Here is a 24,023-nt window from a genome sequence, read left to right as displayed (position 1 = left end):
CAAATCAAGGGTTGCGCATGCTCAATTGTCATGTTAGAACGGAAGACCTAAGCCATTTGAGCATGCTCAACCTTAATGATTCGGCGTGATGGTACCGCTGCTCAAAGGGAGGCGGACCATGCCCAGATTCGAGGCGATGATGCTCGTTCACTCAGTCGCGCGTAGTCACAGCACGCTCATGACATCCCGGCGAGTATGCCGCTCCGCGTCACCGCGACTTGGGGATCCTCGCTCACCTCACAGGTGTATCGCCACACGCTTGTGCGTCATGGCGCATCGAAGAGGAGGCGGGTCAATGGCATCGACAGACGATCGCCGCGAAGCGCGGGAGGCAAAGCTCGATGAGTTGCACGAGAAGCTGACTGAGGCTGTCGATCAGCTGGTATCTGGCGAAGACTGGGCCAAGGCGATCGCCTTCGCGGCTCGGTTCCGCAGTCGCTCGTTCAACAACACACTGCTGATCTGGATGCAGCACACCGCGGCGCATGAGGCAGGTCTGGTGCCGGATCCGATGCCTTCGTACGTGGCCGGATACAAACAGTGGCAGCAGCTCGGACACCAGGTCGAGAAGGGTCAGCCGGGCTATCAGATTCTCGCTCCAGTCACCGGCCGCTTCGCCTCGTCATCGCCATCTGACCCGACATCGTGGCGACGACTCAACCGGTACGAGAAGCCTCGCCCTGGTGAGCAAGTTCGGTCGAAGATGGTCGGCGTCCGCCCCGCCTACGTCTGGGATGCCGCACAGACCTCGGGCGATCCGGTCCCGGCACCGCCGACGGCGAAACTGCTGCAGGGCGAGGCTCCTTCGGGGCTCCGGGAGGGAATCGTGCAGCAGATCGAAGCAGCCGGATTCCAGGTGCATGGCGTGGCGCACGCGGGCTTGATCTATGGCGCGAACGGCGTGACCGACTATGCGGAGAAAACAGTCAGCGTCCGCGAGAACATGGATCCGGCAGCTCAAGTGAAGACGCTAGCTCACGAACTCGCACATGTCCTCATGCACGGGCCTGATCAGGGAGATGCACGTCAGCACCGAGGCATTGGTGAAGTCGAGGCCGAGTCAGTAGCGCTCATGGTGGGCGCGGCGCACGGCATGGATACCACCGTCTACACGATCCCCTATGTCTCGACGTGGGCGGCTCAAGTCGATGGCGAGGAACCGTCGAAGATTGTTCGGGCGACCGGTGAGCGAGTCCGTGCGACAGCGATGAAAATTCTCGATCCACTCGACACGCAGTTGACCGGTGACGGCACACCTCCGGGGCTTGATCGGGAATCGACTCGTCACAGCTCCAAGGCAGTAGAACGCACAGGCGCTTCACTCTCAACCATGGCCGCCGCGGCGTCACACCAGGTGGCGTTGGCCGACATGCGAGAGCTGCGATGAATACGCCGGAAGCATTCGTGACGACGCTCGATCACATTGGTCGCTGGGTCTCCCTCCGTCAGAGCGCGCTCGCGTTCGCAGCTTCCGGCGTCCCCGTGTTTCCCTGCGTCGCGGGCGGGAAGCGCCCCGCCGTTGCGGGAGGGTTTCATTCGGCCAGCAACGATCCCGAGTTGGTTAATCGCTGGTGGGCAGCAATGCCCTCAGCAAATATCGGGATGCCAACCGGCGCCGCCACAGGCCTTGTTGTGATCGACGTAGACGTGCACGGCTCCGTCAACGGTTACAACGCACTCGATGGCGCCAAGCGCGACGGACTGATTGAAGGTTGGGAAGCCACAGTCAGGACTCCATCCGGCGGGCTGCACCTCTTCTTCCCGTCGGACGGAAACAGCGAGCAGCGCTCCTGGCAATCCGCACGGACTGGAATCGACTTCCGCGGTGACGGGGGCTATGTCATCATCCCGCCGTCGCTGCGCACCCTCGCCGGGTCGACGCAACGATATGAGGTCCTCCAGTTGGCTAGTGCACCAGGTCGTGCACTCGATTCGCAGCGTCTCCGCGACCATCTCGATCCACCGCCACGTGATAAGTCACGTCGAAGTGGGCAGTCGACGCAACAGTCCGTTGACGTGCAACGGCTGGCCGAATGGGTTGCGCGACGCCAGGAAGGCGAACGCAACCATGGGCTCTTCTGGGCCGCTTGCAAGATGGCCGAGCACATGGTGCCGACCAGCGAGGCGCTCGACGCGCTCAGCGCCGCCGCCGAACAGGCCGGTCTCAGCCAGCGCGAAACTGCGACAACCGTCCGGTCTGCATACCGGGCGGTGCAGGGTGCACCTCCGCAGCGATCGATACCGGCCAGCGCGACAACGTCACGCGATCGGCCACCGCCCGCATCAAACCCACGGGCACTGGCATGAGTGATTTCAACGCGCGACGATGGGCCGTCATGACGGCCGTCGCAGGCACCGTCTTCATTGCCGCGGGAGCTTTCTGGCTGTCATTCACCTCGCTTGCTGACCTTGCCGCCCGTTCAGGGATTGGTGCTGGGCAAGCCTGGGCGTGGCCGCTCATTGTCGACGGCGTCATCGTCGTATCGACCGTCGCCGTCGTCGCTCTGGCCGGAGCACGCGCCGCCTGGTACCCGTGGACTCTGCTGGCTGGAGCCGCGGCCGTGTCGGTGACAGCCAATTCGATTCACGCGGTCGTCGCGGCGGATGCCGATGTTCCGAGCCTTCTCGCCGCGGCGGTGGCGGCCGTTCCACCGCTGGTCTTGCTGGCGATCACTCACCTCACCGCGCTCCTCATCCGCATTCCCGAGCGTCCCGAAGCCGCTCGCAAGACCACGACGCAGACCTCGCCCCAGGAGTCTGCGGTGGCTTTACGCACGGAGGGGTGGTCGAACAAGAGGATCGCGCGTGAGCTGAGTGTGCACCCTTCGACTGTGGGTCGCTGGTTCGCCAACAACCCGCTCGATCAGGAGCGCACCATGGCGCCCGCATCCACAACGCCGCACGAGGAGGAATTGAAATGAACGATGTAGAAAAGGATGGCAGGGCTGTCGTCGCCGATGAACATTCCGTGACGATTGCGAGCGCGCCGGAAGCAGTTGAGGCAGCGAGCGTTCAAGGTCATCGCAATGGCGCTGGAATCGACCCCGCGTTCTACCGCGGCCGCGGAGTCGAGTGGGTGCGGCCGACTGATCTGATGGTGCGCGGAGGGTCGCGCGTTGCCGGGGCAGGGATCAACTTCCAGGCCGAGCTTCGACGTCGCACGTACCAGGCGACCGCGACCAGCGCCCGAGGTGTTGCAGAGAGAGTCCGGCGCCTCCCCCCCGTTGTCCGCGTTCGGACATGGCAGCTCCAGACGAGGGGCCGAGCGAGGCGCGATCGGGACACCCTGATCGTCGGGCACGGCATCTCATGGGCACTTCGTTGACATCCAGGACCCCGCTAGGGAGCGGGCGCGTACCTGCTTGTCAGGAGGTGCCCACACCATGATCGATACCAACAGCTCGACCCGGCAACCACGTGAGGACTATACGACGAGCGAGGGGCTTCGTGCCTTGCTGCATCGATTGCACCACGCAGGTGCTCGCGCGTGGGAGCACGACCGCGTCGCTGCCGAACTCGCAGCTTTCGCCGCGGACAAATATGCGGCGTTGGCTCGAAAGCATGGCCTCGATCCATGGGAGGCAGCATCGGCAGCATTCGACGTCATGCGGACTCGATCCGCTCGCGAGGCCATCGATCCTTGGGCTGTTGTCACGCGTGGCGTTCAGGTGACCTGCATCGCCGAGGAACGCGGGCAGGGGTTGCTCTGCGCGACGCATCAAGCACGTCGCCCGCACATATCTGCGTTCCACGACCCTGAGCGTTTTGCCGACCGGGAGAATCCACTCGCCGACTATCACCCGGCATTCCACGTCGTCGATCGGTATCCAATCATTGAAGACGACGACCCCAACACTGCGCGCGACACCGATACAGCCCGGCGCGCGATCGACCGCGCGATCACCCTGTTCACGATCTTGGGGTGGCCCGAAAGCACCGCCCGCGAAGCGATCGAACATGTGTGCAGCGCGGTGGCACGAATCGGGTCTCGACAAAGCGCTTACGAGCTGCTGCGCCGGGACAAGCACGCACGCGCGCTTCTCGACTTACCCGCCGACTCATGGTCGTCGCTTCTGCACATGCTGCTTGGGCATCCGCACCCTGCATACCGGGCGACAAGCACCGGCCGCGGCATCCTGCTCCGCCTCCTCGTCGGCGAAACACTCCCGACGCTCCTCGGTGACGACGACCTTGTAATGATTGTTGCGATGTCGGCGCCCACTCATGGGAACACACGATGAGTACACGCGACGGCCATATCGAGCTGGACCGGGCAGTCGGCTCGATCCAGGTCGGACGCCGTCACCGCATTGGGCTCGGCGACCTCGGATCGCTCTCCGCGTCAATCGAGCGCGATGGCCTGCTGCAACCGATCACGGTCACCCCTGACGGGATTCTGGTCTGCGGTGCGCGACGATTGGCTGCGATAAAGCAGCTCGGATGGCAGCACGTCAAGGTCTGGGTGCGGTCCGGCATCTCGGGCGATCTCGCGCACCTCCTTGCCGAGCAGGACGACAACGTGCTGCACAAGCCGCTCACCCAGCTGGAGAGTGCCGCGCTCTATCGGGAGATCAAGACACTGATGGCTGAGGATGCCGCTCGCCGTCAGGAAGCTTCACGGTTCAGCCACGAAAACCAGCCGGGAACTGACGGTGACGCAAATTTTGCGGCACCGTCGGAGTCGCTCGGAGATTCCCGTGCGCAGGCCGCCTCGATGATCCCGGATGGCGCGTCACACACCACGCTGGAGAAGATCAACTACCTGCAACAGCTCGCTGACGATGAGAATCAGACAGAGTCGGTGCGAGAGGGTGTCGCAGCTGAGCTTGAACTCATCGGGTCCGGCGCACCCGTGCATCCCAGTTATGAACGCGCACGGCAGCTCGTGTTAGGGGCTCAGTCAGACGCACCGGCCGAGGACGTAGCGCAGCTGGCGGAGGCCGCGCTGGCACGCATCAAGAGCATGCCGCGTCAGAAGCGTCGTCCCTCGCCGAGCCCCAGAACGGCGCCCATTGACAGCGACGAGCCCTGGCCAGTTCGGGCGTTCGTGGTGACGTGGAACGAACTCGATGGATGGTGGCGGCACTTCGACTCTGGCACCCTCGCTCGCCAGCTCAGCGATATAGAGATCGAGATGTTCCTCCGCGTCGTTGACGCGACCTCACACTTTGCCGAACAACTCCGGACAGCGCGCGACATCGAAATCACTGGCGCTGAGCCTTCAACGCAGACGAGGAATCTCCGGGCGATCTAATGCCGAGAAAGTGCTGCGCACCTACCCAGCATGAAGCTTCTGCCTGCACCCCGTTCACGCCGCACCATTGTCACACTCGTCGCCACCGCTGTGGTGGCGCTCCTCATCGCCGGCATTGGAGCCTATGGGTTCCTCATCGGATCCCGCGAGCCCAGCGAGCCGACCGGCACAGTCTCTTCGACTGTTGAGCCAACCACCGAGCCTTCGCATGTGCGGGAGACCCCGGTGCTTCGGATCCCGGCGATCCCCCGCAACATCGATGCGGAGGCCTTCTCGCGCAGCGTCGCGACTGCGCTGTTCACGTGGGACACCGGCAGCGGGTTCTTGCCGTTGGAATATACCGCCGTCATCCTCGATGTGGCCGACCCCACCAGTGCCGAGCAGCCCGGGCTAGCAGCCGACATTGCAACGTACTTGCCCACCCAGCACGCGTGGCTGCAGCTGCGTCAGTACGCAACGAACCAATACTTGGAGATCACGTCCGCTTACGTGCCGGATGCGTGGGCCGACGCGCTTGCACAGGCTCGCCCTGACCAGCTTCCCGAAGACGCCACCGCGTTCACAATCGAGGGAATCCGACATCGCTCCGGTAACTGGAACGGCGACCAAGTCAGCGCCGAGCAAGAGGTCGCCTTCACGATCTTCATCGCCTGCCCACCCGATGGCAGTTGCTACGTCTTGCGGCTCTCACAGCTGAACAATCCGCTGCGTTAGGAGCCATAATCATGCTGAAAAAGCTCGCGATCGCAGTCATCGCCCTAATGTTCTTAGCACCAACCCTCGGGCTCGTCACCGTCGGCCTCGTGATGAATCCTGCAGTGATTGCGTGCCTCTCCTCGTCAGGACACACCCTAGGCACCGTGCCGGACTCTCTCCTGGTGACAACAGCGAATGGCGAGACGTTTACCCTCAGCAAGCAGCAGCTGACGCACGCGGCAACGATCATCACCGTGGGCTCACGGGTCGAGGGGGTCACCCGAGATGGCATCCAGATCGCGATCATGGCCGCACTCACCGAGTCGACACTGCGGCAGCTCGCGAACACACGCACTTACCCAGAGTCCGGGGACTTTCCGAACGATGGAAACGGGTCCGATCATGACTCGCTCGGGCCGTTTCAAATGCGCCCACAATCGGGTTGGGGCTCCGCAGCTGAGCTGATGGATCCCCAGTACCAAGCCGCCGCGTTCTTCGGTGGACCATCGGGCCCCAACTACCCGTCGCCCCGCGGGCTCCTCGATATCCCTGGATGGCAGAGCATGGGTAAGGGCGAAGCCGCGCAAGCGGTCGAGGTGTCGGCCTACCCTGACCGGTACAACAACTACGAGCCCGTCGCGGAGAAGATCCTCACGACTCTCGCCAGCGGCACATCGCCTTCCTCAACGCCCGCGCCTCCCCCGCCAGGCGCCGTGACAAAATCTTCGCCCGTCGTGTTTCCGCTGCCAGAAGGCTCGTGGGTGCTCACTGGCGACTTTGGGCCGCGCGTTGACCCATTCACCGGGGAGAGCGCCTTCCATTCCGGCACCGACCTCGCTGCCACTGCCGGTACCCACATACTTGCAGCAGCCGATGGTCTCGTAACTGTCGCTGAGGTCTCAGGCAGTTACGGCGGGCTCATCGTGATCGAGCACCGCATTGATGGAGAAATGATCGCGACTGCATACGCGCATATGTGGGAGAACGGCATCCACTCCACCGCAGGCGAATACGTCGTCGCCGGTCAATACATCGGTGACGTCGGTTCGGCTGGGCGCTCGACCGGATCGCACCTGCACTTCGAGGTCCGACCAGGTGGCACGAACGCTGCGGCCGTTGACGGGGCGAAGTGGCTCAACGACCACGATGCTGCTGCCCTCCCAGAAGCAACCGCAGGGGCTGGATGCTCCGCGATCAAAGGCGGCCGCTGATGAATGTGTTTCCAGACTTCGACAGCCTGAGCGGCATCGGTGATCTCAAGGTCGTCATCGGAGCGATGCTCACGATCATCCTGATTGTTGCCGTACTCATGATCATCGTCAGTGCATTCCTCTGGGCCATCGCCACTTCCACCGGAAACCCTACGGTCGCGGCAAAGGCGAGTGCCGGGGTCTTCATCGCGCTGGGTGCCGCGATCCTCGCTGGCGGCGGCGTGACGTGGATGAACTGGCTCATCCAGCTCGGTGAGCAGTTGTGACCTCGCGAAGTTCAAGTCTCATACGCACGCCACACACGGTGTCTACCGTTGGCGGGCTCGCCTCACTGCCCGATGCTCAGTACTCAGTACTCAGTACTCAGTACTCAGTACTCAGTACTTGATTGGATCAGCTCCGCCAAGGTAGTCCTCGGGGGAATCGAAAATGTTGTCCTTAGAACTGCTGTTCTTGTGACCGCAGCCAGTGCACTTCCACGTGTACTTGCTGTCGTCGAATCCATCCTGATAATTCAGATGTTCATTGCACCGGTCGCAAAACCAATCTACATCTGGGAATCTACTCATTTCTGCACTCTATTCTTCGACAAGTTATTCCTCATCATCGTCGTCCTCCTCATACCAAAACTGCATATCTTGCCCAAGTTGGTTCATCGCCGACTCAAACTCTTGCTCCGCAGCTTCAAGATCACGCTCCGCCTGTTCATGTCGATCTTGTAGCTCTGAGACGGCAGAATCATCCCCTGCAGCATGGGCGGCATCAATCTCATGATCCAGGTCGTCAACAAGGGCCTGTGCCTCGTCTCTTGCGTCGTCAGTTCGACTCGCCTCCTCTTGCCGTCGTTGCATATCGGCTTCCGCTTGCGCTGGATTGTGGTCAGCTCTGACCATCAGAGACATCCTTTCGGGGTGGATTTACTATCTGAACAAACACTAGTGAATCATTCGAACTTACGGCCATTCAGGCGGCCTCATTCTCCAAGGGAAGGCCCAATTGTCGAGTCGAAAGCTGGCCATCAAACAAACAACTAGAGAATCCACTTGTAAGTCTCGGTCAAAACAAGCTACTGGCCGGTGCTTGGCGCGAGAGACGGGAGACACGGTGCACCTGGTTAGCGACACTGTTTCGTCATCCGCCTAAGGCAGATTTATCTCAAGGAGCACGCCGTGTTCGGTTTCCCCTCTACGTTGCTGCAGATACCGACGCAGCTTTTAGCCCTGGTGCCAATGGACATCGATATCACCCCGAACGATTCGGGGCTGCCAGGGATCGCCCAGCTGCGCACCATCGTCGGAGCCGTCATGACGATCGGCCTGATCCTCTCCGTGCTCGCGCTGATCATCTCGGCGATCGTCTGGGGCTTTGGGTCGAACTCGTCCAACCCGCACCTCGCCTCTCGCGGCAAACTCGGCGTGCTCATTTCGTGCGGCGCGGCCGTCATCTGCGGTGCATCGGTGACCCTCATCAACTTCTTCTGGAACGTCGGACAGCAGGTCTGAGACCCATCCGTTCATCCGATACTTCCGGGAGGCCTGCGATGAGTGTCTGCGATATTCCTGTCATCTCCAACGTGTGTGATGCCGTCGGTGAAGGTGCAGCGACCCTCGTGTCGGCGCCATTCGACTGGCTCGCCTCCACGATGGGGCAAGCTGCCGGATGGCTCATCGAAACCATGTGGACCGTCTTCGATAGCACAACCCTGGTTGACGTCCAATCCCCGGGCTACCTGGACGTCTACAACCTGCTCTTCGGCATCGGCGTCTTCATCGTGCTGCTGTTCTTCTGCTTCCAGCTCATCCTCGGTCTCATCCGGCGCGAACCCGCCGCACTTTCGCGTGCAGCACTCGGCGCAGCCAAAGCGGTTCTGGGGTCGTTCGTCGTCATCACCTTGACGGCGACGGCGCTGGAGATCGTGGATCAGCTGTGTATCGGGGTTGTTCAGGCCGCCGGAGAAACCACCGCCACCATGGGCGACAAGATCGCACTCCTCGCCGCTGGACTCACCACAATCAATATCGCCGCTCCCGGGGTCGGTGCGATCGTCACGATCTTCTTCGCCGGACTCATGATCTGTGCGGTCGCTATCGTGTGGTTCTCGCTCCTGATCCGCAAGGCTCTGCTGCTCGTCGCGATCGTGCTCGCGCCCATCGCATTTGCAGGCGCTGCATGGGACGTCACCCGTGGATGGATCGGAAAATGGGCGGCTTTCGTGGTTGCGCTGATCGTATCCAAGCTCGTGCTCGTCGTCGTGTTCTTGATTGCAATCACGCAGGTGTCGACCCCGATTGAGGCTGACTTGTCGGCCGTGACTGAACCCATCTCAGGCATCGTGCTGCTGTTCATCGCAGCCTTTGCGCCGTACATGGTTTATCGGTTCATTTCGTTCCTTGGCTTCGACATGTACCACGCGATGGGAAGCGAGCAGGAGGCAAAGAGCGCAGTCAACCGGCCCGTGCCAGTGCCGTCGAAGCCTCAGAGCGACGGAGTGAAGAAAGTTCTCGACGGTGGCTCCGGTGGTGGCGGGACATCCAACGCCGCTCCAGCAGCAACCGCTTCACTCAGCACGTCTGCTTCAGGTGGGGCGACGTCCGGCGGATCAGCTGCCGGAGCGGGCGCGGGAGCCAGTGCAGGTGCCGGTGGCGCTGCCGCAGCTGCTGGTCCCGCAGCGGCAGCGGTCATTGGCGCGGAGATCGTCAAAGCTGCCGCTACTGCCGGGCCTCAGCTCGGAGTCGCTGTTGGTGGCACGGCCGAAACTGCGGCTGCCGGTGCAGGTGGTTCGGGTGCGGCTGCACCCGCGCCTCATTCCACGCCTCAACCTCCCGCACCGCGATCAGATCCAGCACCACCCAGAACCCAGCAGCCACGATCTGGGAAGGAATAGCTGACCATGCTAAAGGACTACGACAATCAACGAGCCGGGGACCTCATTCCGGTGAAATTCTCCCGACTGACACGAAGGGGCATCCTGCTCGGACTATCCCTTTCCCAGCTGGTCGCGCTCGGAATTGGTGTGACCACGCTTGTGTGGGCTTTCTATGCCGGAGGCGGCATGCTCATCGCGTTGTCGGCACCCGTATGGCTCTGTGCCGCATCCGTGGTGTGGATCCGGATCGCTGGGCGTCCGATCGTCGAATGGATTCCCGTTGCCTTTTGGTGGATGTGGAAAACCACCGGTGGACAGCTGCTCTACCGGCGACGCGTTGTAAAGCCGCGGCCTGCGGGCTCGCTCGCACTACCCGGCGACATGGCACGGCTGCGCGAGTACGACGACCCGATCACTGGTGCCGGAATGATTCATGACCCCACCGCCGGCACTCTCACGGCCATCATTGTGGTCTCGCACCCAGCGTTCGCGCTCCTCGATCCCGGTGAGCAGGAACGGCGTGTCTCTTCTTGGGGTCGTGTGCTCGCGACCGTGTGCAGATCCGGGCGCCTCTCAATGCTGCAAGTTCTTGAGCGCACCCTCCCTGACTCCGGCACGGGGCTCGCCGAATGGTGGGCATCGCACGGCAGCGCAGATGACTCCTGGGCCTCGACGACGTACGCCGAACTCATCGACCGTGCAGGACCCGCTGGAGAACGCCACGCCACCACGCTCTCCCTCGCGCTCGATATGCAGGTATCGGCACGACAGATCCGCACTGCCGGTGGCGGCATCCGTGGCGCTGCGGCTGTTCTTCGCCAGGAGATGTCTACGTTGGTCGCCGCGCTGCGCTCAGCAGACCTCGCGCCCTCATCGTGGTTGACGTGTGGCGAGATCGCCGTCATCCTGCGTTCGGCATACGACCCGGCAGTCGCCGCGACGCTTGAACGGCACGGCGAACTCGGCCAGTCGCTCGCCACCGCGGGTCCGGTCGCAGTGAACGAATCCTGGTCTCGGCTACGCACAGACTCGGCCTTCCACGCGGTTTTGTGGATCTCAGAGTGGCCGAGGTCGATGGTCTATCCAGGCTTCTTGGCACCAGTGCTCCTGTCGACCGGGATACAGCGGTCCTTCTCGCTGCTATGCACACCGATGCGCTCCGACCAGGCGTCACGCGACATTCGAAAAAAGAAGACGGAGTACATCTCGGACGCAGCCCAACGACAGCGCATCGGGCAGATAGAGGATGCCTCGCAGACCGCTGAGTTTCAGGACGTTCTCCAGCAGGAAGCTGACCTCACCGCCGGGCACGGCGTCCTGCGTTACACCGGACTCATCTCGGTCTCAGCACGAACAGCCGACGACCTGGATGCCGCAGTCGCCGCGATCGAGCAGGCCGCGATTCAGGCTTCTTGCGAAACGCGACTCCTTGTTGGACAACAGGCCCAAGGGTTCACTGCTGCGGCGCTGCCGCTCTGTCGTGTGGTGTGAACCTTGCACAGAGCATGCAAATAGCGGCCTACGCCCGCGCCTGCGAATGACGAATCAGTTGCTTGGCCAAGTGACTATGCGGGAGGCGTCCGGATCGAAGGTCGTACCGGAACTCACTTCGGTCAGTGTGCTTGCTACCGACCAGTGCGGATGAGAAGCACGCCGCGATCGGTGACCATAACGCCGAGGGCATCATCGAACGCCACGCAGTTGCGCGCAAGACTTCTGTACTCCTGTGGCGTACATCGGTCGACGCGAAGTGGTTTCAGTCGTGATGGCACTTGTGCGAATACCGCAAGGAGCGCGGCGCGAACGGAGGTGATGTGTACCGGACTACGCGGACCGACTACCGGCGAGGCTCCGGCAATGAGGGCTTGAGCAATTGTTGCGACAACATTGCCTTCCTCGTCCTCACGGTGGAGACCCGGAAGCAACGGTAGTTTGTGCTGGTACGGGGCCAAGATGTCGTGGATCTGTTGGTAGCTGGCATCCATGCGCATGATCTGCCAGAGTTCACTATCTGACTCGAGCAGCGACTTCTTGAGGTCGTCAAGCCCGGCTGGGTTCAGCGTGTATGACGAGAGAGCAGCGAGCTGGGTCTCGATTTCACTTGTGTGCCGGTTCTCCACTTGGAACTCGTCGAGCCCGTCCGCCGTGCGCCAAGAGTCTGTCTCGTCGGCGGCAAGAAACGAGTAGATCGTTTCGCCCGCGTGAAAGACCTCGTACACGGCACAGACCAACCTGCGCACGCGGAGAGTCGCAGGAAGCTCGTTCAGGAGGCCCGGTGTAACTTCGGCGAGCGTATCGAGGCTGCTGCCGAGAGCGTTCAACGCGCTCAGGAGTTCGTCATACTCATGGTTGGGGCTCGCGTCATGCTTGTCGGCGTTCGCCGCTTGCCGAATAACGTCTAAAGACGCTGCGCCTTGCCAGTCGGCCGCCTGAATCAATTGCGTAATCGCAAAGAGGTGCTTTCCGGTCCAGTTCAGATCTGCGGCCTTGAGTGACCGCTCCCACAATGCGGCTACATCGCGCGCAACAGACCCGAGATCCTCCTGCTCGTAGCCATTGCGGGCGAGCGCCTTCATCCGCCGCGCAGCATTCAACGTTCCCGTTTCGAGTGAGTCCATGATGCGCATGCTCCAATCCTCCCATTGCGGACCGTGCCTTCTTCACTGCGGCCCCATCGCGGCGTTCAGGCTGGCTGAGCTGCTTCGGACGTAGCGCTCGATGTCGGACCTCACCTCTAGCTTGAGGGAGCAAGCGCAAGCAGAGGAGCCCGCGAACTACACCCTCGATTGCGAAGAGCCGCCATGGTTCGATCTACCGTGCCCGGCGACGCAATTCTCCGGCAACTCTGGGGCACCAACGTGCCCAGTAGCATTGAGCAGACTCAAAAATAAGGAGCGTGATGGGATTCGTCGAGCTAGCACTGAAAGGCGCTCCCAGACTCCTTAAGGCGGGGCCGAAGGTTCTGGTACCACTCGGTGTCGGTGCTGCGGCAGCCATCGCTGCGGCAGCCAAGGGCGCCGTCGACCTGTCCCAGGGTCGGGGTGTGCGAAAGGAAGCTGCTAAAAAGCTCGACTCTGCTTTGGCTGACTGTGAGATTGTTCGCCTCGACACGGAAGCAGCTGCGCGTAGCTACGGCGAATTCCAGATCATGGTCCATCGAGAAAATATTGGCCGATTCGCTGACTGGCTAGAGCGAAACGAAGCACGGGTGAAGCGACTCAACTTCAAGAAGGTTGACGGCGTGCGCATTCGCATTCCAAATATCCCGAAGTACGTGTCGGGCGCTCAGAACATCACCACAGGCGTCACCGGCGTGGTGAGTGCGGTTGGCGCTGGGGCTGCTGCACCAGCTGCTGCCCTCTGGGGTGTCTCGACATTTGCGTCGGCGGGCACTGGCACTGCCATCGCGTCGCTAAGCGGTGTTGCAGCTCAAAACGCTACCTTGGCCGCGATTGGTGGCGGCACGATCGCCGCTGGTGGAGGTGGAATGGCAGCTGGAGCCGCCGTTCTCAGCCTCACCGCGGCCGTTCCAGTGCTCCTTATCGGCGGATTTACCATGGGCATTGTCGGGTCCAAGGCAAAGACAAAGTCCAGAAAATTCGCTGCCTTGGTCGCTCTTGAGGTTGAGCGGATCGCGCTTGCGCAAGAACTTCTCGGGGCAGTCCAGGAACGCATTGAGGAACTGCGTGACCTCCTAGGAAGGCTGGCCGATCGCGCCAGCGCTGCACTCGTCACGTTGGAATCAGTCGATTTTGACTCGGATCAGCACGCAAGTGAATTCTTGCGTGCTTTCCAGTTGGTGACTGCGGTCAAGGAGATCCTAAACACGCCCGTCCTCGACCCCAGCTCCGGGGAACTCACCGAGGCATCGATCAAAATACTGAGGAAGTACGCATGAGCGCATCAAAAGCTGTGGCAGCGATGTTACCCAAACCTGGTCCAGCGATGGTGGTGGACACTTTCAACCTTGTTATCTCCTCGGCAACCGAGTGGGTCCAGGTTATTGCCCAGGAGAAGACTCGTCGCGAGGAAATTCGCGCTTGGGAACAGAGCCAACTCGAAATCATCCACGTGCAGCGAGATTTTTTACTCACAGCGCTAGACCGAACCTTCGACGAACGGCGTGAGAACTTCCGTCGCTTGTTCGACAACCTGGACTCCGCTCTCGTATCGGATCAGGAAGACTCGGGTGCGCAGGTATCTGAGCTACTTGCCGCGATCACGGAGCTGGCTCAGACAAGTCCGTTCAAGGATCTGAAGAGCCCGAGTCTGGTCGTCCAGGAGTTTCTAAAGAGTGGGAAAGTCATAGAACTCTAGTAATTGCCCGCAGGCGATGATCTCCAGACAGCATGTTTGACGGTGGCGTTCTAGTGGTTCTTGTGCCTACCGCGCCGTAGTGAGAACCGAGCCGGTGAGCAAGCACGATCATCGTGGCACGTCGGCGCAAGCGCACCGATACAAGTAGCCAACCTGATGTTGATCGTTCTCGTACCGCTCGATTGACCAACCGCGCTAGGGCCTCCACGGTAAGGGATCGGTGCGTGCACCTCCTGGGTATCACTCCACTGCCTTGGGAGGCCATCATGCCCACGTTCTACGATCCCGGCGCTGACGCCGGGGAAGCATCCGGGGCACCACGCGGGCTCGCGCACGCAACGCGCACGTTCGAAAGTCCGCAGGATCTGTACGCCGTTCTCGGCGACCTGCTGTCAGGAGTGCGATCACTCAAGCAGGTTCTCGATCAGCTCGCTGCAGCCCACATCGAGAATCGCCCGCGCGCGTTTGACGACCACGGTGACCACGCCATCGGATCCAAGGATGCGCTGGCAGCCGCTGCTGAACTCCATCAGGCGGCGACCCTGATCGACCAGGCAGAGGAACGGCTCGACGCCGCAGCGGGTGCGGCGAGTCGCGTTGTTTGGCGCGAAGTTCCAGCCAGCGAAGCACCGACTGTCGCTCGTTGGATCAATGTCGTCTTCATGCAAGGTCAAGAGGCGGACGCGGTGCTGAACATGATCGACGCCGACGGTGCTCTCGCCGGGCTCGACCATCTGAAGCGCTGGGACTTCGGTGACGAGACCACCAGCGCAGCGATGGAGAACGGATACGTCTACGACGTTCCGCCGAGCGGCCCACTTGAGCGTGAACTACACGACGACGATTACCACCTCGTCTACAGTCACGCCTTCGCGCACGTCGCGCTTTACCGGATCCACACGGTGGACACGGTAGATCAACTGCCCGATGACGTTCGAAGCTTCTCTGCTCGGTCGGCACCGAGCCGCACTCACGGTGCACAGCGAGCATCTTGGTTTGAGCCTGCCAGCATTACTGCGGTCAAGAGGCAGCGGGGTCTGGGAATATGAGCCACGATGATGCTGAGCGCTTGCATACTTCGGTTCTCGTCGCTCCAGCATCCGAAAAGCGGAGAGTGCGTAAGCAGCGCAGGCAGGCTGCCTCGAAGTTGCAAGCGGAACAGACGAGAGCGGAGCATCAGGCATCCCGCGCAAAGTGCGCCGCCGATCTGGCTGAGCGTCGGGCAACCACCTACATTGCGCCAGCAGGCGAACCAGGACCAGCGCAGCTGCGTTCACCCGGACGACTTCGCCTGCCACGGCATCAAGACACGTCGGCAACTCTTGCTGGCGCGTATCCATTCCTGGCCGAAGGTGGACTCGGATCCGACGGAGTCTTCGTCGGCCAAGACCTGTACTCCGGCGGCTCCTTCGTCTATGACCCATGGGTGCTCTACGCGCGCGGCATCATCACCGCGCCGAATGTCGTGCTCGCGGGCATTGTCGGATCCGGAAAATCCAGCTTGGCCAAGAGCCTCTACACGCGATCCATTCCGTTCGGTCGTCGCGTCTACGTCCCCGGCGACCCCAAGGGCGAGCACACTGCGGTCGCTGAGGCTGTGGGCGGTCGGGCGATCGTGCTCGGTCATGGGCTTGCCGCTCGGCTGAATCCGCTGGACGAAGGCTATCGACCGGCAGGAATGAGCGATGAAAGCTGGGCATCCACGGTCAGCTCACGACGACGCGACCTGATCGGCGCGCTCGCCGAAACAGTCCTCACTCGACCGCTCACGCCTTTGGAGCACACGGCGATTGACACTGCCCTGACCGAAGTCGTGCGCAGCAACGACGTACCGATCCTTCCAATGATCGTTGAACACATCCTTGCCCCGACAGCACAGGCAGATCCGAACGGACGCCTCGCCGAAGACGGGCGTCTCGTCGGGCATGCCCTGCGGCGCCTTGTCGCCGGTGACCTCGCCGGGCTCTTCGACGGCCCGTCGACGGTGAGATTCGATCCGACGCTACCGATGATCTCCCTTGACCTATCGAGAGTGACAGAGAACTCGACTCTGACCTCAGTGCTCATGACCTGTTCGTCGGCGTGGATGGAATCCGCCCTGCTCGACCCAAACGGTGGCCAGCGTTGGTGCATCTACGATGAGGCATGGCGCCTCATGTCGCATCCGGCGTTGTTGCGCCGTATGGATGCGCACTGGCGGCTCGCTCGCCACTACGGGATCGCGAACATGCTGATCTTCCACAAGCTGACCGACTTGGAGAATGTCGGCGACCAGGGCTCCGCGATGCGAGCCCTGGCAAGCAGCCTTCTCGCCAACGCCGAAACGCGAATCATCTATCGGCAGGAATCCGATCAGCTCGGCGCCACTGCAAGAGCGCTCGGCCTGACAGGGACCGAACAGAAGCTGCTGCCGGGTCTCGGTGTCGGACAGGGGCTCTGGCGAATCAAGGATCGTTCCTTCGTTTGCCAGCACCAGCTCCACCCCGGGGAGCTGGAACTCTTCGATACCACTAGCCGCATGATTGGAGGTCGCCGTGCTCTCCACGAGGATTGACAGCTTCGGAAGTCTTGATCGCTCGGGCTTATACGAGTTCCGGTCGGCCCAGGACGCCTATGGCACAGTCATCCTTGGTCGCGTTGCGCACTCTAACGTCTACGAGCTTCCGTAACTGCTTCTTCGGCTTCGAGTTCTTGCTCAGCCTTGCGGGCGTATTCCCAACGGCCACGATGATCTTGGTACACGCGTCCGCCAGCTGACGCGTGCGAGCGTTGAACAGGCTCTCCCCAGCGCCGTCACTCATAAGGATGAACCCGGTCACCCCTTGCAGCGAGCCGCGAAAGAGTCGCATCGACACTGCGGCTCCCGAAGAGGTCACGAAGGTCGTTTGATTGGCGAACTCGCTGTTGTCTGGAGCGGAGATGACATGCAGTTCCCCGTCCTTGAGGTATCCAATAACCCCATCGCCCACATGCGCGCCGAGGAACTGATCACCAGAAACCGCAACGCCGAGAAAGGTGGAGGCGAAGTCGTGCACGTCATGGCCGTGACGCTCGGCGACCGTGGTGACCTTGGCGAGGAGCCGCGCTAGAAGCTCGATCTTGACTTGTCCGCCATCGGTGCTGGCCACAAGTCGGTCGAACTGCTCGACCAGCGCGACGCATCCTTCATCTACCACTGCTTGCGCACCAAATTCGGAGTGCGAGGCAGACCCGGCACCGTCAGCGAGACAGATCGCTTGGACGCCGCCCCGCGAAAGATACTGCGTCCGATCCTGTCCCCGCGTGCCGTCGAGCGCGTGTCCTCGACCACGAGCTTGATGATGGAACTCGTTGAACATTTACAACTCCGCCCAGCCTGCCAAGCCCTCAAGGTCAAGCTTGACCGTGTCACCCGGCGTGGACCGCGAGACGCGAGAAACAGACTTTGACAGCCACTCGAAGAACTCTTTGAAGCTAAGCCCTCGGAGTCGGAGCGGCGGTCGGTTCGGGCTGAATCGTGCCAGCACATCCATGTCGGCGTCCGCGCCGATTCCGATCGGGAAGACGGTGAGCTTCTTCTGGGCGACGAGTTCGGTTACGCGCTGGACTGCGCGTTCGAGCTCGTCGGAACGCCCGTTCGGCTGGCCGTCGGTCATCAGAACAAGCCAGGGCTGGTAGTACAGGACGCCCGCATTGGAGTATGTAGATTTGCGCTTCTCAAGCGTGTCTAGTGCAAGATTTACTCCCTCTCCAAGCGCCGTACCTCCCGTAGCGTCGATGGCATCAATCCGGCTGAGCCGCTCGATGCTGGCGAACTCCTGAATGAGATTTGCAGCAGAGTTGAACTCGACAATGCTTACCTCGGCGGCATCGTGAGCATCGTCATCTTCGTCAATCGCGTCATAGAACAGGTTGACGCCCTGGACGAGTTCGCGAATTTTGTCTCCCATCATTGATCCGCTCGTGTCGAGGCAGAGAGCTACGGGGACACGCGGAGTTGGGTTCTCGACGAGGTCGTCGGCGCCAATATTGAGTGCCATGGGTTTACCTTCCTGTTGATGTTGGATTTTTCGTGTTGATCAAGAATTCAGCCACGCGACGAAGCGCTGCCAGAGGCTCGTCTTGGACGCTGCAGATGAGGTCGTGGGAGCGGTCGCAGACCTCGTGGTAGTGCGCGATGGGCGCGAGGCAGTCTGTCGCGGCGGACAAGGCTTCTTTGTCGCAGCTTGGTGAGACTTCGGGATATCGAGCCCTTTGGAGATGAACCACCGCTCATGATCGAAAGTGATGAACGGCTGGTGACACTCGATGCAGAGTCTCTTGGGGTTGAGCTCCGCGGCCTTCTTGACGCACGCAGCGCAGCGCCCATATGTGAGTTCGGTTTTCGCGGTCAGCGTCTTGCAGTCCTTACACGGAACTGGCTGACAGTTTGAGCATTGGCCGTTGACTAGGTAGGTCCGGGCAACTTCCCTTTTGCAGGTATCGCACGTCGCGTAGTTGCGTGTGCGGTTGCAGTCGTAGCAACGGCCGTCCTTGAGCGCGTCGGCAGGTTTCGGCTTGCCGCAGTCCGCGCATCTCGATTTACTCTGGTTGCAGTCATAGCAAACGCTGGGTTCGTAGTATGAGTGGCTCTCTTCGTCCCACCTACCGACGATTGCGTTCGGCCGCTGACACTGCTGGCAGTCGCGGATAGGTGTGTCCGGACGGAACGCACGGAATCGGAACGGGTAAACGTCGTTCGACATCAGGTCGAAGTCGTCGTTGCCACCAAAAAAGTTGCGGTAGTCGTGAAATGCTGCGAGCCACTCAATCGCTGTTGGGCGCCGATCGTAGCGTGAACCACCCTGACGCTGGAACGTGTTCCAGAACAATCGCTTGACCTGAAAAGGGAGGTGGCTCCACATGAACTTCCAGTTCCCCTCGGGCTGGTCCTGGTCGGACGCTCCCTGGAACTGAAATGCGAACTTTCCTTCCTTGATCAAGGCCACGAAGTCGCCGCCATCTGCTCCAGCACGTGCGTAAGGGAACTGGCCCGTGATGAGAATCATGAAGAGCATCGTTGCGACCGCGAACCGTTCCTCTTCGACGGTGCGCAGTGCCTCTGCGTAGTCTCCCGTGATTGAGGATGCCGTAAACATGGCCGTCCCCACGGGGCAGGGATACCCCTCTACTTGCCACGAGTCGGCGTCAATGATCCAGACGTTCTTGTGCTCATCGACCATGAGATTCTTCGGGTTGATGTCTCCGAGCAGGATGTTCAACGAGTGAAGGTAGGCGACCTTCTCCAGAAAAGAAACACAGACATCCACGAGATCCGCTTTGGTCCAGGTTGGGTACACCCGTCTGAATCGAGCTGGACGCATGATTGTCGCCTGGAGCTCTTTCCCGGAGGCCCGCGGCATTGCGTATCCTACGAAGTCGCCGTCGCTGTTCGTGATAATGTCCGTCGGGAACCCGATGCCTTGCAATTCAAGTTCGTGGGAGATTAGGAGATCGAGCTTCGCCTTTCGATGTTCGGTTCGATGGTCCTTGTCGAAGATCTTGACGACCTGGCTTTGGTCGTCCTGGACGGCATAGACAGACCCCTCGCCGCCCTCGCCGAGCAGGTCACCCAAGACGAGCGCGGTTCGGGAGTGTGGTGACTCTGCAATTACTCTGTCACCGGCGCTGGGGATGAAAGCAGCTCCAAGCAACTGGTCCTTCGGCTTGAGCGTCATGACACGCTTGAAGGCCCCGGCCGCTTGTTGTGGAGCGGAACCCGTCGCCACCCTCGTGTCGCGCCGGTCACCAAGCTTCGGGGCGGTATCGGCGACACCGAATGTGTGTCTGAAATTCCTCAACAGGGGCGCGAGCATCTCCACTTCGGCGTAGTCCTTGGGTTTTGCGAGCCCCTCCTCGACGTGCCGGGTGATCCGGGCGAGTTTCCTAGCGGCGCGTTCGTACAAGTCCTGATCGGTGTCCACTGCGATCCGGCCATCAGCACCTATGGTGCCCGCCACAAGCTGATGCTTCGCTTCGGACGCGAGCAACCTGATGCGTAGGCGCAGCGTGATGTCGTTGGTCAACAAGCACATGTCGTATCGGTCGCTGAAATGGGTGAAGAGATCGACGAACAAGTCGTCTGCGTAACGGTTCGATCCGTCGCCAAGATCCTTGCGGATGAGCCCGTGGGCGGCGCCAGACTCCAACGCCGTGAGCCACTGGCCAGCACGATGCACTGCGGCCGCACGCTCCTCAGTGAACAGAGTGACATCCAGACTGCTTTGCTTATAAAGCTCATCGACCACCTTGGACGGGACGACGATCCCGTTGCCGTTTCCGATGGCTACATCCTTGCAACGCTCGAAAAGCTTCTTAAGACCTGCTGAGCGTTCAGTATCGGTGTCCATGAAGACGTTCGTATCGATGAAGAGCCGATGGCCAGTCGCGACGAAGTCTTCGGGCGCCAGGACGGTTGCGCCGAGGGGATCTACGGAGCGCAGAGTCGGAGTTGCGCCGATCGGCGGGCGCACTGTTGGCGCAGGTCCTGCCCCGGGAGCTTTTGGCGTGCGTGGCGCTGGAGCAGCTGACGCGCTGCCCTCAGCAGCCAGAACCATGCGCAGCCTTCGCGCCACAGGTGGACTGATCGATGAAGACGGCCCCTTCACAAACTCACCCATTTCCTTGAGCCTCGTGAGCGCGACACTCGCGTCAACGCCAAGCTCGTAGGCAATCTCGTGGACCCGCGGATTCGCCACTTCAGTCCTCCCCTTCACCGCTCGCGCGGAAAGTAACGTTGCTATGGAAACTGGCGGCCGAACGAGAGGAGAACTCGGTGAGTAGTTCTGCCGCCCGCGCCTGGCTCACCTGGCGAGCACGCTGAAAGGCAACCAGTTCATCAGCAGGTATGCGGCTATGTGTACCGACTTTCACCGCTTCGATGTTGCCTGAATCAATCAGTTTCATCAGCGTCGCACGAGAGATGCCGAGCATGGTCGAGGCTTCTGTAGTTGTGTAGAGCTCTTTGACAGGAACGACCACGGCACCGGCGCCGTGCTCTGCCTCAAGGAGCCGCAGTACATTCTCAGCGGTTGTGCGCGAGATCGTGAGCGTTACAGCCACGGGATCGCTAGACCCTTGAAGCGCTCTGCGCAGCGCGTCGGTCGAGTTCTCTTCGTACTCAGACATGTCACCTCCATCGCTGCAATTGTAGCTAACTGCTGCAACTGTACCGTAAGTGTCGTATTTGCGATAGCGATTCCTAGGCTCAAGTGTGAACGAGTGCCAAACTGACGTAAGACCGAACGGGATGGGTGTCGCGCACCTGCCTGGCATGATCAATCGCAAGGCCGGAGAGACTCCATCCGAACCACCCGTCGACCTTCCACTTGCCCGCATCAATGTCGACGAGCGCGGCGTGATGCGCGTCATCTACAACGGGCGCGACTTCCCGCCTTCAACGCCGGATGCCTCTTGGAATCGGGCGCTCTTTGGAGATCTTCTCGACGCAATCTCCGACCACCGCACGCACACCGTCCGAGTCGAAGTGCACGAGTTCGATGGCTCCGTGTTCACCGACATCTTGCATGCGGTGCGGCGAGAACAAGCCATCGCCGACGTTCAGTCGCTCAGCACGACGCGGCGAGCGCGGCACGGCCCCACGCCTCAGCTCATCGAGGTCACCGGGTCCGGTTTTATCCCCGGCGAAGATGTCACGGTCGCGATGTCACTCTCCAGTGCTCAAAGATCTGCTGGCGGGAGCGCCCGTGCGGTCATCGATGTGAGCCAACTCGTCGACCACCGATTGGAGATATTGCTCATCGGACGCGTCTCCGGCGTCATCGTCACCAAAACTTTTCCATCGTGAGCACCCCACACGGTGAGGGTCGGGGCTTCGGCGATGAGCTGACCAACTTCCTAATGATCGCGTTGATCGCAGTCTTCGGGGTCTCCGTCGTCTTGCGAGTTGCGGGGGCCGTTGCGGCATTCCTCTCTGGCTCTGGCCAGCCTCAAGTGGGAATTGCAGGCGGAGTTGCCTTGCTGTTCAATCCGGCACACCCGGCCGAGGTGTTAGAGGCGCAAGGGCTAAACACGATCCTCTACTGGTCAATTGCAATACTGCTTCTCCTCATGCTCGGCAGCGCTATCGGGTGGGCTTGGGTACTCTGGCGTGGGCACTCGCACAACGTCGATGCCGATCCACGGCGCCTCGCGGGAACTGCCAGCAGTCACGAGGTGGTGACCAGTGCATCCACGAAGGCGCTCCTGCGCCGGGCTGTGACGCTGCGCCCTTCGCTGGATCAGCCAAAGCCCGAGGACGTGGGCTACCTGCTCGGGCGCTCGCACGGCAAGCAGGTATGGGCCAGCGTCGAAGACTCGATCCTTCTCATCGGTCCGCCGCGTTCGGGTAAGGGTTTGCACATTGTGATCCCAGCGATTCTCGACGCGCCGGGTTCAGTGGTGACGACGTCGACCCGGCCCGACAATTTGACGGCAACAATGCGGGTACGTGAGCGGGTCGGTCCCGTCGCTGTATTCGATCCACAGCATCTTGCTGAAGGGGTCCCCGCTGGGCTGCGGTGGTCGCCTATTCGGGGCTGCGAGGACCCGTTGACCGCAATGATCCGAGCCACTGGTCTTGCAGCGGCCACCGAGCTATCCGCTGGCGGCGTCGAGGGCGGAGGGTTCTGGGAGGGAAAGACACGCATCGCTCTGCAGGTGCTCCTTCACGCGGCCGCGCTCGATCATCGAAGTCCGGCTGAGCTGTTCCGGTGGACTCTCGACCCATCGGCGGCAGCAGAGGCGGTCGCCATCCTGACGGGCTCACCGTTGGCTGCCACAGGCTGGGCAGATTCGCTGGAGGCAACGCTCGACGCCGACCCGCGCACACGCGACAGCATCTGGCAGGGCGTTTCGCTCGCACTGTCAGCGCTGGCCGACCCCAGAGTGCTTGATGCCGTCAGCCCTGAAGAAGGCGAGCAGTTCGATCCCGAGAGCTTCATCCGCGACCGTGGCACGCTGTATCTTCTGGCGACCGGCGTTGGGGCCGGGAACAGTGCAGCTCTCGTCGCAGCATTCGTCGAAGACCTTGTCGAGACCGCCCGCCGAATGGCCGCTCGATCACCCGGCGCACGGCTCGACCCACCGCTGCTTTTTGCGCTCGACGAAATCGGAAACCTCGCGCCACTACCCTCGCTGCCCACACTCATGGCGGAAGGTGGCGGCACCGGCATCACAACGATGCCGGTGCTTCAATCCCTTGCCCAGGCGCGGGACAAATGGTCAGAGCACAAAGCGGCAGCGATCTGGGACGCCAGTATCGCAAAGATTATCCTTGGCGGCGCCTCGAACTCACGCGATCTCCAAGACCTCTCGACACTGATCGGCGAACGAGACGAGTTCACCGACTCCATCACTCTCGGGGACCATGGCTCGCGCTCCAACCAGCGTTCCATCCGTCGCGTACCGATCCTGCCGCCCGACCGCATTCGTACGTTGCCGTTTGGCACCGGGGTCATCTTGCTCCGGTCGGCGCCACCGATCATCACTGACCTCCATCCCTGGCCCAAGCGCTCCGACGGTGAACAGCTCAAAGCAGATCGTGCGGCGGTTGAATCGCTCTTGGAACGCCCTGCGACGCCATGAACCGCGCTGGGGCGCAGCGCGCACCTGTCTGTTGCAGCGGCCATCACATCCGATGGCCACCCCGACAGATAAAGGA

Annotated in this window: 22 protein-coding genes and 1 pseudogene; 17 read left to right on the top strand and 6 right to left on the bottom strand. The window is 61.4% G+C overall.

What is annotated here, in order from left to right; genetic code table 11:
- The first annotated feature begins 295 nt into the window (after window positions 1-295).
- From ESZ53_RS01435 to ESZ53_RS01400, 8 genes and pseudogenes are all read left to right on the top strand, one after another.
- Complete coding sequence (locus tag ESZ53_RS01435) at window positions 296-1,387, top strand: ArdC-like ssDNA-binding domain-containing protein (RefSeq protein ID WP_129071206.1); 1,092 nt, start codon at window positions 296-298, stop codon at window positions 1,385-1,387.
- A complete protein-coding gene (locus tag ESZ53_RS01430) occupies window positions 1,384-2,307 on the top strand; it encodes a bifunctional DNA primase/polymerase (RefSeq protein ID WP_129071205.1) in 924 nt (307 codons plus the stop codon). Before ESZ53_RS01435 ends, ESZ53_RS01430 begins: the two co-directional genes overlap by 4 nt.
- Entirely contained in the window at window positions 2,304-2,921 is a 618-nt protein-coding gene (locus tag ESZ53_RS01425; protein WP_168187167.1) for a DUF2637 domain-containing protein, read from the top strand. Before ESZ53_RS01430 ends, ESZ53_RS01425 begins: the two co-directional genes overlap by 4 nt.
- Window positions 2,922-3,383: 462 nt before the next feature.
- The gene (locus ESZ53_RS01420; RefSeq protein ID WP_129071204.1) at window positions 3,384-4,241 is read left to right on the top strand and encodes a hypothetical protein; all 858 of its coding nucleotides are present in this window, start codon (window positions 3,384-3,386) and stop codon (window positions 4,239-4,241) included.
- The gene (locus tag ESZ53_RS01415) at window positions 4,238-5,254 is read left to right on the top strand and encodes a ParB N-terminal domain-containing protein (RefSeq protein ID WP_129071203.1); all 1,017 of its coding nucleotides are present in this window, start codon (window positions 4,238-4,240) and stop codon (window positions 5,252-5,254) included. The genes ESZ53_RS01420 and ESZ53_RS01415 overlap by 4 nt, the downstream gene beginning before the upstream one ends.
- 30 nt (window positions 5,255-5,284) lie before the next feature.
- The gene (locus ESZ53_RS01410; protein WP_129071202.1) at window positions 5,285-5,968 is read left to right on the top strand and encodes a hypothetical protein; all 684 of its coding nucleotides are present in this window, start codon (window positions 5,285-5,287) and stop codon (window positions 5,966-5,968) included.
- 11 nt (window positions 5,969-5,979) lie between these two features.
- Window positions 5,980-7,137: pseudogene (locus tag ESZ53_RS01405) on the top strand (M23 family metallopeptidase); the annotation flags it as partial.
- A 23-nt stretch (window positions 7,138-7,160) separates the two neighbouring features.
- Window positions 7,161-7,427 (top strand): DUF6112 family protein, encoded by a 267-nt coding sequence (locus ESZ53_RS01400; protein WP_129071200.1) that lies wholly within the window; start codon window positions 7,161-7,163, stop codon window positions 7,425-7,427.
- Between the two features lie 327 nt (window positions 7,428-7,754).
- On the opposite strand, the gene ESZ53_RS01390 is transcribed toward ESZ53_RS01400, so the two are convergent.
- The gene (locus ESZ53_RS01390) at window positions 7,755-8,054 is read right to left on the bottom strand and encodes a hypothetical protein (RefSeq protein WP_129071198.1); all 300 of its coding nucleotides are present in this window, start codon (window positions 8,052-8,054) and stop codon (window positions 7,755-7,757) included.
- Window positions 8,055-8,390: 336 nt separating this feature from the next.
- On the opposite strand from ESZ53_RS01390, the gene ESZ53_RS01385 reads away from it, so the two are divergent.
- The 3 genes from ESZ53_RS01385 to ESZ53_RS01375 are packed head-to-tail and all read left to right on the top strand — an operon-like array spanning window position 8,391 to window position 11,518.
- Entirely contained in the window at window positions 8,391-8,663 is a 273-nt protein-coding gene (locus tag ESZ53_RS01385; RefSeq protein WP_129073445.1) for a DUF6112 family protein, read from the top strand.
- 38 nt (window positions 8,664-8,701) lie between these two features.
- Complete coding sequence (locus tag ESZ53_RS01380) at window positions 8,702-10,045, top strand: conjugal transfer protein TrbL (protein WP_129071197.1); 1,344 nt, start codon at window positions 8,702-8,704, stop codon at window positions 10,043-10,045.
- Between the two features lie 6 nt (window positions 10,046-10,051).
- The gene (locus tag ESZ53_RS01375) at window positions 10,052-11,518 is read left to right on the top strand and encodes an SCO6880 family protein (RefSeq protein ID WP_129071196.1); all 1,467 of its coding nucleotides are present in this window, start codon (window positions 10,052-10,054) and stop codon (window positions 11,516-11,518) included.
- A 134-nt stretch (window positions 11,519-11,652) separates the two neighbouring features.
- Here the strand turns inward: ESZ53_RS01375 and ESZ53_RS01370 are convergent, their stop codons facing one another.
- The gene (locus tag ESZ53_RS01370) at window positions 11,653-12,654 is read right to left on the bottom strand and encodes a hypothetical protein (RefSeq protein ID WP_145963167.1); all 1,002 of its coding nucleotides are present in this window, start codon (window positions 12,652-12,654) and stop codon (window positions 11,653-11,655) included.
- 272 nt (window positions 12,655-12,926) lie between these two features.
- Between ESZ53_RS01370 and ESZ53_RS01365 the strand changes: the two genes are divergently transcribed.
- The 4 genes from ESZ53_RS01365 to ESZ53_RS01350 all read left to right on the top strand — a co-directional run bounded on the left by ESZ53_RS01365 (window position 12,927) and on the right by ESZ53_RS01350 (window position 16,898).
- On the top strand, window positions 12,927-13,925 hold the full coding sequence (locus ESZ53_RS01365) for a hypothetical protein (RefSeq protein WP_129071194.1): 999 nt from the start codon (window positions 12,927-12,929) through the stop codon (window positions 13,923-13,925).
- The gene (locus ESZ53_RS01360; RefSeq protein WP_129071193.1) at window positions 13,922-14,344 is read left to right on the top strand and encodes a hypothetical protein; all 423 of its coding nucleotides are present in this window, start codon (window positions 13,922-13,924) and stop codon (window positions 14,342-14,344) included. Before ESZ53_RS01365 ends, ESZ53_RS01360 begins: the two co-directional genes overlap by 4 nt.
- A 266-nt stretch (window positions 14,345-14,610) precedes the next feature.
- A complete protein-coding gene (locus tag ESZ53_RS01355; protein WP_129071192.1) occupies window positions 14,611-15,393 on the top strand; it encodes a hypothetical protein in 783 nt (260 codons plus the stop codon).
- Complete coding sequence (locus ESZ53_RS01350; protein ID WP_129071191.1) at window positions 15,390-16,898, top strand: ATP-binding protein; 1,509 nt, start codon at window positions 15,390-15,392, stop codon at window positions 16,896-16,898. Before ESZ53_RS01355 ends, ESZ53_RS01350 begins: the two co-directional genes overlap by 4 nt.
- 28 nt (window positions 16,899-16,926) lie before the next feature.
- On the opposite strand, the gene ESZ53_RS01345 is transcribed toward ESZ53_RS01350, so the two are convergent.
- The 4 genes from ESZ53_RS01345 to ESZ53_RS01330 form a co-directional block, all read right to left on the bottom strand.
- Window positions 16,927-17,682, bottom strand: coding sequence for a PP2C family serine/threonine-protein phosphatase (locus ESZ53_RS01345; protein WP_129071190.1), 756 nt, complete (start codon window positions 17,680-17,682; stop codon window positions 16,927-16,929).
- Window positions 17,683-18,363 (bottom strand): VWA domain-containing protein, encoded by a 681-nt coding sequence (locus tag ESZ53_RS01340; protein ID WP_129071189.1) that lies wholly within the window; start codon window positions 18,361-18,363, stop codon window positions 17,683-17,685.
- A 39-nt stretch (window positions 18,364-18,402) separates the two neighbouring features.
- The gene (locus ESZ53_RS14265; RefSeq protein ID WP_246837415.1) at window positions 18,403-20,712 is read right to left on the bottom strand and encodes a hypothetical protein; all 2,310 of its coding nucleotides are present in this window, start codon (window positions 20,710-20,712) and stop codon (window positions 18,403-18,405) included.
- 349 nt (window positions 20,713-21,061) lie between these two features.
- Window positions 21,062-21,490, bottom strand: coding sequence for a helix-turn-helix domain-containing protein (locus ESZ53_RS01330; protein WP_129071188.1), 429 nt, complete (start codon window positions 21,488-21,490; stop codon window positions 21,062-21,064).
- A 145-nt stretch (window positions 21,491-21,635) separates the two neighbouring features.
- Here ESZ53_RS01330 and ESZ53_RS01325 point away from each other — a divergent pair, with 145 nt between their 5' ends.
- Together ESZ53_RS01325 and ESZ53_RS01320 are read left to right on the top strand one after the other, a co-directional pair.
- Window positions 21,636-22,169, top strand: a complete 534-nt coding sequence (locus ESZ53_RS01325) for a hypothetical protein (RefSeq protein WP_129071187.1) — start codon at window positions 21,636-21,638, stop codon at window positions 22,167-22,169.
- Window positions 22,166-23,947 (top strand): type IV secretory system conjugative DNA transfer family protein, encoded by a 1,782-nt coding sequence (locus ESZ53_RS01320; protein WP_129071186.1) that lies wholly within the window; start codon window positions 22,166-22,168, stop codon window positions 23,945-23,947. Before ESZ53_RS01325 ends, ESZ53_RS01320 begins: the two co-directional genes overlap by 4 nt.
- Window positions 23,948-24,023 lie beyond the last annotated feature (76 nt).

Source organism: Salinibacterium sp. UTAS2018 (assembly GCF_004118935.1).
Lineage (GTDB): Bacteria > Actinomycetota > Actinomycetes > Actinomycetales > Microbacteriaceae > Rhodoglobus.
This window is presented reverse-complemented; position numbering and strand designations above follow the sequence as displayed.

Excerpts from the sequence above, each read along its gene's own strand:
- ESZ53_RS01435 (WP_129071206.1), top strand. The coding sequence starts at position 296 with ATGGCATCGACAGACGATCGCCGCGAAGCGCGGGAGGCAAAGCTCGAT.
- ESZ53_RS01430 (WP_129071205.1), top strand. The coding sequence starts at position 1,384 with ATGAATACGCCGGAAGCATTCGTGACGACGCTCGATCACATTGGTCGC.
- ESZ53_RS01425 (WP_168187167.1), top strand. The coding sequence starts at position 2,304 with ATGAGTGATTTCAACGCGCGACGATGGGCCGTCATGACGGCCGTCGCA.
- ESZ53_RS01420 (WP_129071204.1), top strand. The coding sequence starts at position 3,384 with ATGATCGATACCAACAGCTCGACCCGGCAACCACGTGAGGACTATACG.
- ESZ53_RS01415 (WP_129071203.1), top strand. The coding sequence starts at position 4,238 with ATGAGTACACGCGACGGCCATATCGAGCTGGACCGGGCAGTCGGCTCG.
- ESZ53_RS01410 (WP_129071202.1), top strand. The coding sequence starts at position 5,285 with ATGAAGCTTCTGCCTGCACCCCGTTCACGCCGCACCATTGTCACACTC.
- ESZ53_RS01400 (WP_129071200.1), top strand. The coding sequence starts at position 7,161 with ATGAATGTGTTTCCAGACTTCGACAGCCTGAGCGGCATCGGTGATCTC.
- ESZ53_RS01390 (WP_129071198.1), bottom strand. The coding sequence starts at position 8,054 with ATGGTCAGAGCTGACCACAATCCAGCGCAAGCGGAAGCCGATATGCAA.
- ESZ53_RS01385 (WP_129073445.1), top strand. The coding sequence starts at position 8,391 with ATGGACATCGATATCACCCCGAACGATTCGGGGCTGCCAGGGATCGCC.
- ESZ53_RS01380 (WP_129071197.1), top strand. The coding sequence starts at position 8,702 with ATGAGTGTCTGCGATATTCCTGTCATCTCCAACGTGTGTGATGCCGTC.
- ESZ53_RS01375 (WP_129071196.1), top strand. The coding sequence starts at position 10,052 with ATGCTAAAGGACTACGACAATCAACGAGCCGGGGACCTCATTCCGGTG.
- ESZ53_RS01370 (WP_145963167.1), bottom strand. The coding sequence starts at position 12,654 with ATGCGCATCATGGACTCACTCGAAACGGGAACGTTGAATGCTGCGCGG.
- ESZ53_RS01365 (WP_129071194.1), top strand. The coding sequence starts at position 12,927 with ATGGGATTCGTCGAGCTAGCACTGAAAGGCGCTCCCAGACTCCTTAAG.
- ESZ53_RS01360 (WP_129071193.1), top strand. The coding sequence starts at position 13,922 with ATGAGCGCATCAAAAGCTGTGGCAGCGATGTTACCCAAACCTGGTCCA.
- ESZ53_RS01355 (WP_129071192.1), top strand. The coding sequence starts at position 14,611 with ATGCCCACGTTCTACGATCCCGGCGCTGACGCCGGGGAAGCATCCGGG.
- ESZ53_RS01350 (WP_129071191.1), top strand. The coding sequence starts at position 15,390 with ATGAGCCACGATGATGCTGAGCGCTTGCATACTTCGGTTCTCGTCGCT.
- ESZ53_RS01345 (WP_129071190.1), bottom strand. The coding sequence starts at position 17,682 with ATGTTCAACGAGTTCCATCATCAAGCTCGTGGTCGAGGACACGCGCTC.
- ESZ53_RS01340 (WP_129071189.1), bottom strand. The coding sequence starts at position 18,363 with ATGGCACTCAATATTGGCGCCGACGACCTCGTCGAGAACCCAACTCCG.
- ESZ53_RS14265 (WP_246837415.1), bottom strand. The coding sequence starts at position 20,712 with ATGGACACCGATACTGAACGCTCAGCAGGTCTTAAGAAGCTTTTCGAG.
- ESZ53_RS01330 (WP_129071188.1), bottom strand. The coding sequence starts at position 21,490 with ATGTCTGAGTACGAAGAGAACTCGACCGACGCGCTGCGCAGAGCGCTT.
- ESZ53_RS01325 (WP_129071187.1), top strand. The coding sequence starts at position 21,636 with ATGATCAATCGCAAGGCCGGAGAGACTCCATCCGAACCACCCGTCGAC.